We start from the raw sequence: 15,473 nt of genomic DNA, 5'->3' as shown, positions 1-15,473 counted from the left end.
ATCGTGCACTGGCCTGATGTTCGGTGGTCGAGTGGCCGCGAGGTACGAGCGGTTGTGTCGAGACCGGTGCCGGGCGTGGCAGTAGGCCCAGTCACCGGGTTGTTGTCCTCGGTGTGGGCCTGCTGTCGTGGTGCTACGTGTTTGGCCGGTGCTTGATGTGTCGGTGCCCTGACTGGGAGTTGGTTTCGAGACGGTCGCTGGGCGACCTCCTCAACCAACGCTGATTCAGGGTTCTTAGGTGAGCTCGACTGTTCCGCTGTCGGTGACCAACCAGCTCCGGCCGTGCTGGTTGGTCCAGGTATACGTCCCGTCGCGGTTTCGTTGATAACGCCAGCCGCCGTGGGTATTCAACAGATGATGTCGACGACACAACGGCGCCAAATTCTCCGGGTTCGTCTGGCCCGACGGACCGGTGTCATCAAACGGCACGATGTGGTCGAGATCGCAGGTCTTCGACGACCGGCCACAGTGTGGATGCACACAGTGCCGATCACGTTCGGTGACCTGGTCCCGCATCGCCTGCGGCGGATCATGGACATCCACCGCCCACACCTTGGTGGTGTCGATCACCGGCGTCACCCGGGCATCAGCACCGAGCTGCTTCAGATAACCGGCGATCAGGTGCGTGGTGGCCGGCCCGAACAGGTTCGACTCCACCACCCCGACCCCACCTGACTCCACGGCGGCGGAGGCGGCGCACATGGTGGCCAGGTCCGTGAGGGACAGGTGCACGAACAGGCGCGCCCTCAAGTAGGACTTGCGCGGGATGACCGGTTCCCCGGTCTCCGGGTGGACCGGCGGGTCCTGGTCGAGGACCCCCAGCAGATCCAACGATGCTTGCCGGTCGGCGATGACCCCGAGGGCCTTGGCCTTGCGTTGGCCCAACGTGTCGGTGTCACCGAGCCGGCCCATCGTGGTCGCCTCATCGGAGACGAGATCGTGGAACTTCACCAGATCCAACGAAGATCCGATGGCCTCGAGGGTGCTGGTGCCCTCTGCGCCCTGGTTGTGGTCGACGCTGACGTCCCAGTCGACCTTGCCGGGGAGCCCGTTGTCGTCCTCGAGCTTCTCGGGGTGGAACTTCGCCACCCCGAGCTTCACCGCCTTCGCGATCGCGTTGAACGAGTACGACCCGACTTCGGCAACGCGGGCATCGATCCACCGGGCTGCCTCAAGTGAGAGGTCGTGGGTTTCCTCGGCGAGGCGGAAGGCTTTCCACAGCTCCAGCTCGAGATCCTCGAAGCGGGCGTGGGTCCGTGGCAGCCGGTGGTGCAGGTCGAGGGTGTTGGCCAGGAACTGCTGGCCCGAACCACGTGACTTCCGGGTCGCCGCAGCCCAGTCCTCCACCACGAACCGCGCCACCAACGGTGTGCCCTCGCCACCCAACGTGGCGTCGTAGTCACCCGCCATCCCGGGGAGCCCGTCACCCCACGTCGCCGGGTCGATGCCAGGGCCAGCAGGGTTGGTCACACAGAGCTGATAAGCCAACCTGACCTTGCGACGGTCGCTGCGGAACTCAGCATCGCGGGCGTCGGAGATGAGATCGAACAGCGCTTCACCGCCGAGGTCAGAGACCTCGAACGGGTGGAGTGCGGCATCGACTTCGAGCATGAGTCCATTGCATCACTGAGAACTGACAGCCGACACCCGGAAATGGGGTTCTCCACAGGCTTCGGAGAAAGAATTTTCAGAATCTTTGCCAGGTGGTCTGCCGGTGGTGTGATCTCGGCCCGGCGGGGGCGACGTACGGGGCGGTTTCGAGACGCTCGTTCCTCGCTCCTCAACCACCGCCGGGGGCGACGTACGGGGCGGTTTCGAGACGCTCGTTCCTCGCTCCTCAACCACCGCCGGGGGCGACGTACGGCGCGGGGCACGGTTTCGAGACGCTCGTTCCTCGCTCCTCAACCGCCGTCGGGGACGGCGTACGGCGCGGAGGACGGTTTCGAGACGCTCGTTCCTCGCCGGCACTCGACCGACGACCAGCGGCCGGCACTCGACCGACGATCAGCGGGTGGCAGTCAACGGCGCGAGCTGCTGGCCGTCACGGTGGAGGGGGTCTGTTCGCTCAGCCGTCGTGGTGGTTGACTCGGAGGCGTGGATCGGGTTGCGGAGGCATTCGCGGCAACACCCCGGGCTGACTTCCTGCCGGCTCGGGAGCGATCACGGGCGGTTCACGACGGTCCGCTCTCGATCGGCCACGGCCAGACCAACTCACAACCCCGAACGGTCGAGGCGATGCTGCGCCTGCTCGACGTACGACAGGGTCAGCGCGTCCTCGACGTGGGAGCAGGATCCGGCTGGACCACGGCCCTGCTGGGCCACCTCACGGGATCCGGGGGACGGGTCGCCGGAGTGGAGCTCGTGCCGTCAATCGCCAAGCAGGGCAGGAAGAACCTGGCCCACAGACACATGCCGTGGGCCACGATCGTCGAGGCGACCGCAGGTGTCCTGGGCCTTCCCGAGCAAGCGCCGTTCGACCGGATCCTGGTCTCGGCCGAACCGGCCCGCCTGCCCGAGGAGCTGGTGGCGCAGCTGGCTGACCCCGGTCGCATGGTCATCCCTGTGGCCGGCGTGATGAAGCTGGTCGTGCGCGACGGCGCAACGACATCGACGGACCACGGTCACTACCGTTTCGTACCGTTGCGCTGAGCGGCCTCAGTCGCGCTTGTCCGGCGGTCGACCCGGGACGCGAGGCTGGCGGGCGCACGGAGGCAGTAGGAGTCGACGAGCAGCTCGCGCACCTCGGTCCAGTCGGTCGACTCGTCGAGCAGCATGCCGATCGTGTCGCCGCCCCAACCCGCCTTGAAGTAGGGATCGCCCAAGTGTGCGAACGCCGCGACCTCATCGGGTTCGCCCCGGAACACGATGCGGAAGAGCTGGTCCTCACCGCCGAAGGCGTGCACGACGGTTCGCTCGCCCACCCGCCATCGCACACCGACCCACGCCTCTTCCTCATGGATGCTGGGCAACGGCTGCATGATCTGGCGCAACTGCTCGAGCATCCACCCCGGGACGGCAGGGCGATCCTTCTTGGCCATGGATCAGAGCCTGCCACGAGGTGCCGACACCCGGCTGCTCGCCCACAGGGTCGGACTCGACCCTCCGGACCAGGGCGGGCTACTTCCGGCGCAACCTGTCGAGCAGTGAACCGGCGGATTCCTGCTCCGTGTCACCTGGGCCGGAAACCGCGCGCCGCAGCTCGTCGTTCTCCTCGGTGAGCCGTCGGATCTCGGACAGCATCGCGGCCACCAGCCGGGTCGAGCTGTCGAGCATCTCCCCGTCACGCACGTGGTCGGGGTGGCGGCGCGAGGAGTGATCGCGTGGCTGCAGGGCTTCGAGGGAGCCGATCAGGTCGAATCCGCCGTCGGACAGCATCGCCACGGCCCGGTCGCTGCGTGCCTCCAGCTCCGCCCGCTTCTCGGGACCCACCTTGAACGGCGCGCGGTTGCGCGGCATCCAGTCGCCTTCCCCCAGATGGCCACGGATCCAGCGGCCACGGTCACCGGGCGACCGGAAGTCGGTGAGGTGCCGGTTGATCCGTCGGAGCAGCTCCACCTCGACCACTCCGAGCGTGGTGTTGACCGACTCGTCGATCTGCTCGATCTCCGCGCCGCCGACCCCGACGACCGAGGCGAAGCGCTCCCACAGCAGACCGGGATCGTCGGCCGGATCCACGGCGATGACATGGATCCGGGACGGGTCGACGACTTCGGACCATCGGGACAGCACGTCGGCGAGGTCGAAGCTGCCCCACCCCCAGTTGTCCTGCGGCCGGTAGTCCTCGCGAGGTGGGTAGGCATCGATCGGCCTGCGGCCGCCGTTCTTCACCCACTCCTGCCACCGCGAGGGGAACAGGTTGGCGACGGACCTGGCAGTGACCACGACGTGCACGTCGTACCCAGCGAGGTCGTGCGTCATCCGCTGCACCTGGGCGGGGCTCGCGGAGGCGAAGAACTCGTGGGTGATCAGGATGTCGCCCCGCCAGCCCCGGCACTCGTCGAGCAGGTCCTGCCACGGGTGCTCCGTGTTGCCGGGGCGGTTGGCCAGCCCGGGCACTTCGCGGACGTCGAGCGAGGCCAGCAGGTGACGGCGGTGGTTGCCGGGCAGCAGCAGGCCGTGCTCGCGCCACACCTCCGTGTGTCCCCACAGGGTGGACTGCAGGTAGGTGGTTCCGGTCTTGGGCAGGCTGATGTGGAGGAACGCGCGAGGCGTGGCGACCTGGTCGTTCATGGGCCAGCAACTCCTGTGACTCCGGGTCGGACGAGGCTACCGAACCGGGTCAGCGCTTCGGCGGCAACGGCACGAACATCGACGTCCGGGCGGCGTACTCGGCCCAGCCGGGACGCCCCTCCATGTGCTGGTCCAGGAGTCGTGCGCCCGTCGCCCAGACCAGGAAGTAGGTCATGGCCACCGGCGACAGGACGGTGAGGACACCGGGCCAGGCGGAGGCCGCGACCAGGAAGACTCCCCACCACACGCACGCGTCGCCGAAGTGGTTCGGGTGCCGGGTCCACGCCCACAGCCCTCGATCCATCACCGGGCCACGGTCGGGATCGCGCTTGTACGCCGCCAGCTGGGCGTCGCCGACGGACTCGAAGACGAGTCCGACCAGCCAGAGGGCCACTCCGACCACCGCGACCGGGACGAGCCCCGACCCGGCAACCGCGGAGACCTGCACCGGCAACGACACGAACCACAGGGCGAGCCCCTGGGTGACGAACACCTTGCGCACCGCGACGGCGTACGACGCCCCCGCGAGCATCCGCGCATAGCGCGGGTCCTCGCCCTTGCCGTGGTTGCTGCGGAACATGTGCCAGGCCAACCGCAGTCCCCACACCGCGACGAGCAGGAACAGCACCCACCGTCGCGGCGTGGATCCGTCACCGAGGAGAGCGGCCACCAGCGCGACCACCACGAAACCGAGGCCCCAGGTGGTGTCGACCACCGAGACCTTGCCCAGGCGGTGACCGATCACCGCGGTGACCGCCATCAGGAGGGCGGCCGCAGCCAGCGAGACGCCGGAGACCAGCAGGAAGGAGGTCACCACGTGCGCACCGGTGGCACCGTGTGCGCGCCGGGACGCACCGCGAGGATCTGGTCGACCCCCATCCGGCCGTCCCGGAAGGCCATGCCCCCGCCGACGAGGTAGAGGCGCCACACCCGGGCAACCTCCTCGCCGACGAGGGCAGTGATCCGATCGATGTTCGACTCGAAGGCCTCGATCCATGCCTGCACCGTGCGGACGTAGTGCTCCCGCAAGGCATGGACGTCGCGCACCTCGAGCCCCCCGTTCTCGAAGAGCGCGACGGTCTCACCGATCGGACGCATGTGCATGTCGGGCGCGATGAACGACTCGATGAACGGACCGCCTCCCGGATGCCTGCCGCGACGCGACATCTGCTGGACCAGCACGCGCCCGCCGGGCCTCACGGAACGGCGCAGCACCTCGACGTACGTCGGGTAGTTGCGCTCGCCCACGTGCTCACCCATCTCGACGGACGCGACCGCGTCGAACTCGCCCTCGACGTCGCGGTAGTCCTGCAACCGGATCTCGACGCCGTCCTCGAGCCCGTAGGCGAAGATGCGGTCGTCGATGAACTTCTTCTGCTCCGCAGCGATCGTCACGCCGACCACCCTGATGCCCCGGGCGGCGGCGTGCAAGGACAGCGAGCCCCAGCCGCAGCCGACGTCCAGCATCGTCATCCCGGGCTCGAGCCCGAGCTTGTCGAGGATCAGCGACAGCTTGTCGCGCTGCGCGTCGGCCAAGGTGTACGCCGGGTCGTCGGAACGCCAGTAGCCCGAGGAGTAGGCCATCGAGTCGTCGAGGATCAGCGAGTAGAACTCGTTGGACAGGTCGTAGTGGTGGCTGATCGCGCGCCGGTCTCGCAGCTTGCTGTGCAACCGGCCACGCACGCGGGCCTGGGAGGCGGGCGGCGACGGTGGGCGCCCCACCTCGCGGAGGACCTTCAGCAGGGCGCCGGCGACCGCCGGGGTCGGACGGATGCCCTGCAACCCGCGCTCGTCGGCGACCGACCACACGTGGGTGAGTGCCCGGTCGAGGTCGCCGTCGACGTCGATCTCCCCGGAGACGTAGGCCTGGGCGGCGCCCAGCTCACCGGGGCGCCAGAAGAGGCGACTGATCGCCTGCGGCGAGTTCAGCGTGACCAGCGGTGCACCGGCCGGACCGGACTCGGATCCGTCCCAGGCGCGCAGCCGCACCGGGAGGTCGCCGCCGACGATCGGGCGCAGGGTGTCAGCCAGCCGCCCGGCAACGCCGCTCACACGGATTCCTTGGCGAACGTGAGCTGCTGGACGTCGAGGTAGCGCGCCGCGAACCCGGCCCGCGAGTAGGCCAGGTAGAAGTGCCACATCCGCTCGAAGACGGCGTCGAACCCGAGACGCCGTACGTCGGCGCTCGCGGCGCCGAAGGCCTCGTCCCACTGGCGCAGCGTCTCCGCATAGTGCAGCCCGAACGACAGGCGATCGGTGATCCGCAGTGCGGTGTGCTCACGGGTGACCTGGTCGATCGCCTCGGTCGAGGGCAGGAAGCCGCCGGGGAAGACGTACTTGTTGATCCAGGTGAACCCGCCGCGGGTGGCCAGCATCCGGTCGTGCGGCATGGTGATCGCCTGGATCGCCACCCGCCCCTCGGGTGCCAGCAGCGAGTCGATCTTCGCGAAGTAGGTCGGCCAGAACTCGTGGCCCACGGCCTCGATCATCTCCACCGAGACCACGGCGTCGTAGGTGCCGACCACCTGGCGGTAGTCGAGCAGGTCGACCTCGACCCGGTCGGCGAAGCCGGCCTCGGCGATCCGCTCGCGGGCGAGCTCCTGCTGCTCGACGGACAACGTGACCGAGCGCACCGTCGCGCCACGACGGGCGGCGCGGATGGCCAGCTCGCCCCAACCGGTGCCGATCTCGAGGACCCGGGAGCCCTCGACGACGCCAGCCCGGTCGAGGAGGCGCTCGATCTTGCGCGCCTGGCCCTCGGCCATGTCGTCGGAGGTGGGAACGCCGGCCGACGAGTGCGCCGACTCCTGCACGACCTCACTCTCGAAGAGCGCCGACGAGTAGCTCAGCGTCTCGTCGAGGAAGGTCGCGAACAGGTCGTTGGACAGGTCGTAGTGGTGGCTGATGTTGTCGCGGGTCTGGTCCTCGCTGTTGCGGTGGGAGCTCGGCATCCGGGCCTGCCACACCGAGCGCAGGCGCTGCATCCAGTCGGGCACGATGGTCGCGATCTCGGTGGCCATCGTGGTGAGCAGGAGGTCGAGGTCGGGAGAGTCCCAGGCGCCCGACAGGTAGCCCTCGCCGAAGCCGATCAGGCCGTCGGCGCCCACGCGCGCAAAGAACTCCTCCGGCCTGTGCAGGACGATCGTGGGCCGACCGTCGGTCGTGCCGACCACGCCTCCGGTCTCCACGCGGACCTCCAGCCTGCGCATGGCATGGGCGAAGATCCGCTTGGCGACGACGGCGGCGACCCGCGTGCGGGGTCCGGACGGTACGTCGTACAGGCCCGGCCACGCATCGGGCTCGGGCGACCGGGCGTCGGCCCGGACGATGGCGGAGTCAGTGATGGTCACGAAGCGCCCCTCGGTGGAAGTGGTCGGTCGTCCAGTCATTCGGAGCCGCCCCCGAGACGGATTGCGGACTTCCTCACTGCGTGCGTGACCCCGGCCGCGGCTGGACCGGCAACCGCCGCAGCCACAGCCCGATGCCCTGCACACGGATCAGCACCGTCGTCAGCAGCGGAGCCAGGGCGGCCCGCCACGGACGACGACCGGCGGGCAGCGCCTCGCCGACGACCGAGGCGGTGAACGCGGGGTGCCCGGGACGACGCAGCGTCACCGACACCGCGACCTTCTCGCCCGGCGGCGGGACCGACACCTCGTAGCGTCCGGAGGTGTCGTTGAACGGGGAGACGTACATCGCCTTGTCGATCCCCGCATGACCGTGCTCGTCGGGGCGTACGACGTACGCGTGCCGGTCGCCGTAGGTGTTGTGCACCTCGAGCACGGCGCACACCTGGGCGCCGGATGCGTCGTGGCACCAGAAGACCGACAACGGGTTGAAGCAGTGCCCGAGGGCCCGCGGGTTGGCGAGCATCAGGATCCGACCGCCCTCGAGGTCGATGCCCTCGGCGGCGAGGAGCTCGTCGACGTTGCGGCGGATCGAGGAGGACGGGGAGCCGATGTGGTCGCGCGCCTCGAAGGAGGCAGTCGGGCGCGGGTGGGGAAGGTCGTCGAGATCGACCAACCAGGCCCACGACTGGTTCGTGAACGCGTGCTGCAGCGGGCCGCGACGCTCGTGGCGCACGGTGGTGCGGTAGACCCGCCCGGCGGCGAGCCCGACCGGGGCCGCAGCAGGGGCCGGGGCGTCCCACGTGAAGCCGAGGTGCTCGGCCGCCCGGACCCCCGAGGCAGCACCGTCCTCGTGGAAGCCCCAACCGTGGTAGGCGCCGGCGAACGCGATGCGCGCGGTGTTGATCGACGGCAGACGGCCCTGTGCCGCCACGGACTCGGGCGTGTAGAGCGGGTGCTCGTACTCCATCGTCTCGATCACCGTCGCTGGGTCGATCCGGGTGGCGCCGCCCAGCGTCACGAGGTAGCGGGTCGCGGTCGGCAACGACTGCAGCCGGGTCAGGTCGTAGGTCACCGTCACCTCACCGTTCGGGGTGGAGGGACGCAGGAAGTTCCAGGAGGCCCGCGCGCGCTGCGCTCGCGGCAGCAGCGAGGTGTCGGTGTGCAGGCGGGCGGTGTTGCGTGAGTAGGGCATCGCGCTGAGCACCTCACGCTGACCAGCCGTCGGCGTGGCCAGCATCGAGAGGGCCTGGCTCGGGTGGATGGCGATGACGACCGCGTCGAAGGTGGAGACGAGACCGTTGCCGTCGGTGATCCGCACACCCCCAGCGGTCTCCTCGACCGAGGTCACCTTGGTGCCTGTCCGCACGTCGTCGAGGCCGGCAGCGACCTTGGCGACGTACTCGCCGGAGCCTCCGGTCACCGTGCGCCACTGGGGCGAGCCGAAGACACCCAGCATGCCGTGGTGCTCGAGGAAGGCGAAGAGGTAGCGCGCCGGGTAGTCCAGCGAGGTCTCCGGGTCGCACGACCACACCGCGGCGACGAGCGGCTCCATGAAGTGACGGGTGAAGTAGGCCGAGAAGCCGCCCTCGGCGAGGAAGTCGCGCAGGGTCTGGCCATCCGTGGAGGTCGAGGCGGTGGAGGTCGAGGCGGTGGAGGCGAGCAGACGCTTGGCGCGGCGGTGGAAGCGGGGGATCTCCACGAGCATGCGCAGGTACGCCGGCCGGCGAAGGTTGGCGGCCGTGGGGAACAGCCCGCTCGCACCCAACGCCCCGGCGTACTCCAGGCCGGAGGCCAGGTCGCGCACCGACATCGACATGTCGGACGCCTGGGTCTCCACGCCCAGCTCGGCGAAGAGGCGCAGCAGCGTCGGGTAGGTGCGCTCGTTGTGCACGATGAAGCCGGTGTCGATGCCCAGCCCGTCGACGACGTGCGTGTCGGCATGGCCCCCGAGTCGGGGGTCCGCCTCGAACAGCGTGACCTGCGCCGTCCGGGAGATGGCGTGCGCGGCCACGAGACCGGCCACACCACCTCCCACGACGGCGACCCTCCGGGTCACGCCCCCTGCTCGAGGTCGAAGAGCGCGATCGGGTCAGAGGTCGGTGCCTGTGATCCTCCCGCGGGCTCGACGGTGATGCCGGCCGCGGTGGCCTCGGCTGCATCACCCTTGAGCAGCACCTTCTGGTTGGCGCCCCGGGGCATCAGGCCAGCGGGCACCATCGCACCCTCGGGGGACTGCAACCACAGCTGGTAGACCTTGTCGTCGGGTGCAGCAGGCATGTCGTGGGTGACCAGCACGGCCTTGCCCAGCGACACCGAGCGAACCAGCTCGGCCCTGGCCCCGCCGGGAAGGTCGAGGCCGACCTCCTGGGCGTCGTCGGCGCCGATCACCTGGTCAGCCGCGCTCAGCTGCTGGGTGGTCTGCTCGTCGTCCCACGGCTGGAGAGCGACGGTGGTGCCTGCGCCGATGGCGACGACGGCCGCAGCAGCGGCCAGGAGCGCCGGAAACCGACGCCGGCGTCGGGGCGCCAACGCGGTCACCCCCGAACCCCCGGTGGGAGGAGTGACCTCGGGAGGCAACGGCCGAACCGTCCGGATCTCGGCCAGCAGGCGGTCACGCATCGCTGGAGGTGGGGCAACCGGGGTGATCTCGGCCATCAGGGCGGAGGTCTCACGGAGGCTCTCCACCTCGGCGCGACAGTCGGCGCAGTCGGCCAGGTGCTGCTCGAAGAGCGCGCGCTCGTGCTCGTCGAGGGCGTCGACGGCGTAGGCGCCGGAGAGAGCGTGGATGTCGCTCACAGTGTCACCCCCAACGTGTCGCGCAGACGGATCAGCCCGTCGCGTATTCGAGTCTTGGCCGTGCCGACCGGCAAGTCGAGCATCGAGGCCACCTCCGTGTGTGTGTATCCGCCGAAGTAGGCGAGCTCGAGGGCTTCGCGCTGCACTTCGGTCAAGCTCTGCATGGCTGTGCGGACCCGTTGCGCCTCGATCGCGGTGGTCGCAGCCTCAGCAGTGGAGTCGTGGGGGAGAGTCTGGCTCTGGTCGTGGTAGCTGCTGTCGCGGCGGCTGGTCGCCTCCGCGGAGCGGACCCGGTCGACGCTGCGCCGGTGGGCGATGGTCATCAACCACGAGAGTGCGCTGCCGCGGGACGGGTCGAAACGGGACGCCGTGCGCCAGACCTCGAGGTAGACCTCCTGGGTGACCTCCTCGGCCTGGGCCGGGTCCCGGACGACACGCAGCACCAGGCCGTGGACACGAGCCGCAGTGGCGTCGTACAGCTCGGCAAAGGCCGACTCGTCGCCGCGGGAAGCGCGACGGAAGAAGGCGGCCAGGTCGGGCGCACCCGCCCCCTCCGGCGACGAGTCGCCGGAGGGAACGGGCACGGGACCTCTCATGGGTGTCATTGTGTCGCCTGGACGGTCAGCTCAGGAAGCCGGCATCAGGACGGAGTCGATGACGTAGACGGTGGCGTTCGCGGTGGGGATGTTGCCACACAGCACCGCGGCGCTCTCGTCACCGACCGTGAACTCTTCGCCGGAGCCCTTCACGGTGACCGTGTCACCCGCGAGCGTCTTGTGCTTGCCGGCGATCTCGTCCGGGCCGAGCTGGCCGGCGACCACGTGGTGGGTCAGGATCTTGGTGAGCAGCTTCTTGTCGGCGAGCACGCCGTCGAGGTCAGCCTTGGGGATCTTGCCGAAGGCGTCGTCGGTGGGCGCGAAGACGGTGATGCCCTCGGCCGAGTTCAGCGTGTCGACGAGGTCGGCCTTGCCGACCGCAGCGACCAGGGTCTTGAGCAGCGGGTTGGCGCTGGCCGCGGTGGCAACCGGCTCGGTGGCCATGCCGTTGAAGGAACCGGCACCGGACTTCGGGATCGCCGAGCAGCCGGGACCGAAGGTGTCGGCAGCAGCGCCGGCCTTCGAGTCGTCGGCCATCGAGTCGTCGGACATCGAGTCGTCGGACGACATGTCGCTCGACTGCGAGGTCGACTCGCTCGAGTCGCCCTTGGCGGTGCTGTCGCCGTCGTCCTCGGATCCGCAGGCAACCAGGGACACGGACAGGGCGAGGGCCGCGGCAGCGACACCGGACTGGCGAATGATGGAGCGCTTCATGAGAGAGCCTTTCGTGGGGGCTGTTGCTTTCAGGAGTCATTCGCTGCGGATGGTCGACCGGATTGGAACTTCTGAGAATTGTTTTGTGATGCGCCTCCCGGCCTTTTCCTGCTCACCCGAGATCGGCGGTGGCGCATCACTCCACGTTCACGACGATCTCCTGGATGCCGCTCGAGCCCTCGGGGAACGGCGTCATGCGGGCCGCGGTCTGAACCTCGTCGTCCAGGCCGGTCGCCCGGACGGCGAGCATGTGCGAGCCACTGGAGGCATCCCAGGGCAGGAACCACTGGCGCCAGTAGTCGATCCCGGCGTCAGGGCCGAGCTCGGCCTCCTGCCAGTCGCCGCCGTCGATGCGCACCTCGACCCGGCCGACGCCGACGTGCTGCGCCCAGGCCACCCCACCGATCACCGTCCGGCCCTTCTTCAGGCTGGCCAACGGCTTGGGGGTGTCGATGCGCGAGGAGATCTTGATCGGGGCATCCGTCGCCCAGTCGCGGTCGGTCCAGTACGCCGACTCCTCGGCGTACGTCGTCAGGGTCAACCGGGTCAGCCACTTGGTGGCGCCGACGAAGCCGTAGATGCCGGGGGTGATCAGCCGTGCCGGGAAGCCGTGCTCGGCGGGCAGCGGCTCGCCGTTCATGCCGATCGCGACCATCGCGTCCCGCCCGTCGCGGACCACCTCGAGCGGCGTGCTGATCGTGAAGCCGTCCGTGGCCGTGCTGAGGACCTGGTCGGCCCCGGAGCCGACGCCGGCACGGTCGAGCAGGTCGGTCAGGCGTACGCCGATCCAGCGGGCTGCGCCGATGTAGCGCCCACCCACCTCGTTGGAGACGCACGTCATGGTGATGTCCCGCTCGATCAGCGGCATCGCGGCCAGCTCCTCGAAGGTGAGGCTGAAGGACTCGTCGACGTCGCCGTCGATGGTCAGCTTCCAGTCGTCGACCGGCACCACGGGGATGGTCAGGTTGGTGTCGACCCGGTAGAAGCTGCCGGTGGAGGTCTGGAAGTCGGAGATGCCGCTGAACCGACCCTCCAGCCCCTCGGGGAGGGGCGGCAGCGGGTCGGCGACGGGGGGCAGGGTGACGTTGCCGATCCGGGTACGGAAGGCGATCACCTTCTCCCCGGCGAATCCCATGGCGGCCGCAGCGACCGCGACCAGGCCCGAGGTGAGCAGGACCACGCGGCGTGAGGCACGTGGGCCGGACCCGGGTGTGGTGTCCGTGGTGTCGCTCGAGACGCGGTCGGTGTCAGCGGCGTCGACGCCGCTCTCGTCGCCGCCGACCGGGGACCCGGTGTCGCGCGGGTCGAGGCGTCGCAGCAGGACGATCGCCCCCGGTGGGCGGATCATCAGCGCGAGTGCCGTCAACCCGACCACCGCCGCGGCGAGCGAGGGCACCACGTGGCTGGCCGTCGCCAGGGGGCGGGAGAGCGCGGCTGCCCCAGCCAGCGCCACGAGCACGAGGAGCAGCCCGGCGCCGGCCGCGAACCAGCGCCTGGCCAGCACGCCGGCGACGGCCGCGACCAGCAGCGTCACGGCCATCACGCTCCCGACGAGGATGGCCTTGTCCTTCGTGCCGAACTCGCGGACGGCGTACTCCTTCAGGGGAGTCGGCGTCAGGTCGATGACCGTGGAGCCGACGGCCAGGACGGGTGACGACGAGGGAGTCAGCAGCGCTGCGACGAGGTGACCGGCGGCCATCCCGCACAACGTGGCGAGTGCGCCCGCGAGGGCGCCGGAGAGAAGTCTGCGCAGTCTGCTCATGCAGGTGATTCGGAACGGACCCGTCCCCGGATGGCTCGGCTCGTGGGGCAGGATGCTGGCATGACCTCGAGTACGCGCATCCTGGGCAGCAGCCTCGACGACCTCCGGTCGACCCGGAGCAGCGTCAAGTGGCGACTCTTCGAGCCGGACGTGCTGCCGGTGTGGGTGGCCGAGATGGACGCCCGTCCCTGTGAGGCGGTCGTCGACGTCGTCACCCGGGCGATCCGGGACGGTGACACCGGCTATGCGTGGGCGCCGCCCTTCGTCGATGCGTTCACCGGCTTCGCCGACCGGCGCTGGGGCTGGCGCCCCGACCCGGAGCAGGCGCTGCTGCTGCCCGACGTGATGATCGGGATCGAGGAGATGCTCCACACGCTCACCGAGCCGACGGCCGCGGTCGTGGTCAGCCCACCCTGCTACGACTCCTTCCACGGCTTCGTCGAGGCCGTGCGGCGGCGCCCGGTCCACGCTCGCCTCGACGCCGCGGGGCGCCTCGACCCGGAGACCCTGGCCCGCGCGTTCGCTGATGCGGGCCCGGGCTCGGCCTACCTGCTGGCGAACCCGGCGAACCCGACCGGTGCAGCGCACACGCGTGACGAGCTGGCGATGCTGGCCCGACTGGCCGACGAGCACGGCGTGCTGGTGCTCTCGGACGAGATCCACGCACCGCTGGTGCGGCCCGGCGTCGAGTTCACTCCCTACCTCTCCGTGCCGGAGGCGGCCAACGGTATCGCGCTGGTCTCTGCGTCGAAGTCGTGGAACCTGGCCGGGCTCAAGGCGGCGCTGGCCTTCCCCGGGGCAGGTGCCGTCGACCGGCTCGCGTCGGTCCACGAGGTGGTCACCCACGGCGCCAACCACCTCGGCGTCCTGGCCCAGACCGCCGCCTACGAGCACGGCGAGCCGTGGCTCGACCAGCTGCTGGGCGAGATCGACGACAACCGCGACCTCCTCGGCAAGCTGCTGGCCGAGCACCTGCCCGGCGTACGCCTGATGCCGGCCGATGCCACCTACCTGGCGTGGCTCGACTGCAGCGCCCTCGGCCTGGCCGACCCGGCGACCGAGTTCCTCGAGCGCGGACGGGTCGCGCTCTCCGCGGGCACGCGCTACGACCCCGAGCACGGCTCCCAGTGGGCACGGTTCAACCTCGGCACCTCGCCGGAGGTCATCGAGGAAGCCGTACGCCGGATGGCCCGCACCGTCGCCTGACGGCGTACGGCAGGATGGCGGACATGACCGAGCTCGTGAAGTACGCCGTTGCCGAGGGCATTGCCACCCTGACCTTCGACTCGCCGCACAACCGCAACGCGTTGTCGCGCCAGCTCGTCACCGAGCTCTACGAACGCCTCGACCGCGCCGAGGCCGACCACGAGGTCAAGGTGGTCGTGATCGGCGCCGAGGGCCGGGTGTTCTGCTCGGGTGCCGACCTCTCCGAGGCAGCGGGCGGATCGATGGAGGAAGGCGCTCGCGGCCTGGTCGACCTGCAGCGCAGGATCGTGGCCTTCCCCAAGCCGGTCGTGACCCGGTTGTACGGCGCAGTGCGCGCCGGCGGCATCGGCATCGTGGCCGCCTCCGACATCGCGATCGCCAGCGACGACGCCACCTTCGCCCTCACCGAGGTGAAGCTGGCCCTGGCCCCGGCCGCCATCTCGCTGACCGTGATCCCGCGGATGACCTCGCGTGCGGCAGCACTCACCTTCCTGACCGGTGAGACGTTCAGCGGGGCCGAGGCCGCCGAGCACGGACTGGTCACCAGGGCGGTCCCGGCCGACGAGCTGGACGACGCCGTGGCCGCGGTCTGTGCCGCGCTAGTCACCGGTGCGCCCCAGGGCCTGCGCGAGACCAAGGCGCTGCTGGCCCGTGACCTGGTTGAACGCATCGACTCGCGCGGCGACGACCTCGCCGCGCTCAGCGGACGTCTCTTCGGTTCCGAGGCGGCGAAGGAAGCGATGCTCGCCTTCCTGAACCGCAAGAAGAAGTAGCCAGCCCCGGGCAACCTGAGGGTGGCTCCAGTCGGTAACTACTGGC

14 protein-coding genes are annotated in these 15,473 nt (G+C 69.8%); 3 read left to right on the top strand and 11 right to left on the bottom strand.

The features are described 5' to 3' along the window. Nucleotides 1–234 precede the first annotated feature (234 nt). A complete protein-coding gene (locus ncot_RS18285) occupies nucleotides 235–1,611 on the bottom strand; it encodes an HNH endonuclease signature motif containing protein (RefSeq protein ID WP_168618887.1) in 1,377 nt (458 codons plus the stop codon). 483 nt (nucleotides 1,612–2,094) lie between these two features. Between ncot_RS18285 and ncot_RS18280 the strand changes: the two genes are divergently transcribed. Beyond that, nucleotides 2,095–2,649, top strand: coding sequence for a protein-L-isoaspartate O-methyltransferase (locus ncot_RS18280; RefSeq protein ID WP_168618886.1), 555 nt, complete (start codon nucleotides 2,095–2,097; stop codon nucleotides 2,647–2,649). On the opposite strand, the gene ncot_RS18275 is transcribed toward ncot_RS18280, so the two are convergent. From ncot_RS18275 to ncot_RS18230, 10 genes are all read right to left on the bottom strand, one after another. Beyond that, nucleotides 2,625–3,038 (bottom strand): MmcQ/YjbR family DNA-binding protein, encoded by a 414-nt coding sequence (locus ncot_RS18275; RefSeq protein ID WP_168618885.1) that lies wholly within the window; start codon nucleotides 3,036–3,038, stop codon nucleotides 2,625–2,627. The genes ncot_RS18280 and ncot_RS18275 overlap by 25 nt on opposite strands. 79 nt (nucleotides 3,039–3,117) lie before the next feature. Further along, the gene (locus tag ncot_RS18270; protein ID WP_168618884.1) at nucleotides 3,118–4,230 is read right to left on the bottom strand and encodes a hypothetical protein; all 1,113 of its coding nucleotides are present in this window, start codon (nucleotides 4,228–4,230) and stop codon (nucleotides 3,118–3,120) included. A gap of 49 nt (nucleotides 4,231–4,279) precedes the next feature. Next, on the bottom strand, nucleotides 4,280–5,047 hold the full coding sequence (locus tag ncot_RS18265) for a DUF1295 domain-containing protein (protein ID WP_240937968.1): 768 nt from the start codon (nucleotides 5,045–5,047) through the stop codon (nucleotides 4,280–4,282). Next, a complete protein-coding gene (locus ncot_RS18260; protein ID WP_240937967.1) occupies nucleotides 5,041–6,282 on the bottom strand; it encodes a cyclopropane-fatty-acyl-phospholipid synthase family protein in 1,242 nt (413 codons plus the stop codon). Before ncot_RS18260 ends, ncot_RS18265 begins: the two co-directional genes overlap by 7 nt. Continuing rightward, nucleotides 6,279–7,580, bottom strand: a complete 1,302-nt coding sequence (locus ncot_RS18255; protein WP_240937966.1) for a cyclopropane-fatty-acyl-phospholipid synthase family protein — start codon at nucleotides 7,578–7,580, stop codon at nucleotides 6,279–6,281. Before ncot_RS18255 ends, ncot_RS18260 begins: the two co-directional genes overlap by 4 nt. Nucleotides 7,581–7,653: 73 nt before the next feature. After that, nucleotides 7,654–9,636: an FAD-dependent oxidoreductase gene (locus ncot_RS18250; RefSeq protein ID WP_168618882.1), complete on the bottom strand. Its 1,983-nt coding sequence runs from the start codon at nucleotides 9,634–9,636 to the stop codon at nucleotides 7,654–7,656. Next, nucleotides 9,633–10,376: an anti-sigma factor gene (locus tag ncot_RS18245; RefSeq protein WP_168618881.1), complete on the bottom strand. Its 744-nt coding sequence runs from the start codon at nucleotides 10,374–10,376 to the stop codon at nucleotides 9,633–9,635. The genes ncot_RS18250 and ncot_RS18245 overlap by 4 nt, the downstream gene beginning before the upstream one ends. Further along, entirely contained in the window at nucleotides 10,373–10,972 is a 600-nt protein-coding gene (gene sigK, locus ncot_RS18240) for an ECF RNA polymerase sigma factor SigK (protein WP_206065038.1), read from the bottom strand. Before sigK ends, ncot_RS18245 begins: the two co-directional genes overlap by 4 nt. Nucleotides 10,973–11,002: 30 nt before the next feature. Continuing rightward, nucleotides 11,003–11,686, bottom strand: a complete 684-nt coding sequence (locus ncot_RS18235; protein WP_168618879.1) for a fasciclin domain-containing protein — start codon at nucleotides 11,684–11,686, stop codon at nucleotides 11,003–11,005. A gap of 136 nt (nucleotides 11,687–11,822) precedes the next feature. Continuing rightward, nucleotides 11,823–13,448, bottom strand: coding sequence for a molybdopterin-dependent oxidoreductase (locus ncot_RS18230; protein WP_168618878.1), 1,626 nt, complete (start codon nucleotides 13,446–13,448; stop codon nucleotides 11,823–11,825). A 60-nt stretch (nucleotides 13,449–13,508) separates the two neighbouring features. Between ncot_RS18230 and ncot_RS18225 the strand changes: the two genes are divergently transcribed. Together ncot_RS18225 and ncot_RS18220 are read left to right on the top strand one after the other, a co-directional pair. Continuing rightward, nucleotides 13,509–14,654 (top strand): aminotransferase class I/II-fold pyridoxal phosphate-dependent enzyme, encoded by a 1,146-nt coding sequence (locus tag ncot_RS18225; RefSeq protein WP_206065037.1) that lies wholly within the window; start codon nucleotides 13,509–13,511, stop codon nucleotides 14,652–14,654. Between the two features lie 23 nt (nucleotides 14,655–14,677). Then, nucleotides 14,678–15,427, top strand: coding sequence for an enoyl-CoA hydratase family protein (locus ncot_RS18220; protein WP_346766627.1), 750 nt, complete (start codon nucleotides 14,678–14,680; stop codon nucleotides 15,425–15,427). Nucleotides 15,428–15,473 lie beyond the last annotated feature (46 nt).

This window comes from Nocardioides sp. JQ2195 (assembly GCF_012272695.1).
Lineage (GTDB): Bacteria > Actinomycetota > Actinomycetes > Propionibacteriales > Nocardioidaceae > Nocardioides.
This window is presented reverse-complemented; position numbering and strand designations above follow the sequence as displayed.

Bases quoted from the DNA above. Each gene is read 5' to 3' on its own strand.
- ncot_RS18285 (WP_168618887.1), bottom strand. From the start codon at position 1,611: ATGCTCGAAGTCGATGCCGCACTCCACCCGTTCGAGGTCTCTGACCTC.
- ncot_RS18275 (WP_168618885.1), bottom strand. From the start codon at position 3,038: ATGGCCAAGAAGGATCGCCCTGCCGTCCCGGGGTGGATGCTCGAGCAG.
- ncot_RS18270 (WP_168618884.1), bottom strand. From the start codon at position 4,230: ATGAACGACCAGGTCGCCACGCCTCGCGCGTTCCTCCACATCAGCCTG.
- sigK (WP_206065038.1), bottom strand. From the start codon at position 10,972: ATGAGAGGTCCCGTGCCCGTTCCCTCCGGCGACTCGTCGCCGGAGGGG.
- ncot_RS18235 (WP_168618879.1), bottom strand. From the start codon at position 11,686: ATGAAGCGCTCCATCATTCGCCAGTCCGGTGTCGCTGCCGCGGCCCTC.
- ncot_RS18230 (WP_168618878.1), bottom strand. From the start codon at position 13,448: ATGAGCAGACTGCGCAGACTTCTCTCCGGCGCCCTCGCGGGCGCACTC.
- ncot_RS18225 (WP_206065037.1), top strand. From the start codon at position 13,509: ATGACCTCGAGTACGCGCATCCTGGGCAGCAGCCTCGACGACCTCCGG.
- ncot_RS18220 (WP_346766627.1), top strand. From the start codon at position 14,678: ATGACCGAGCTCGTGAAGTACGCCGTTGCCGAGGGCATTGCCACCCTG.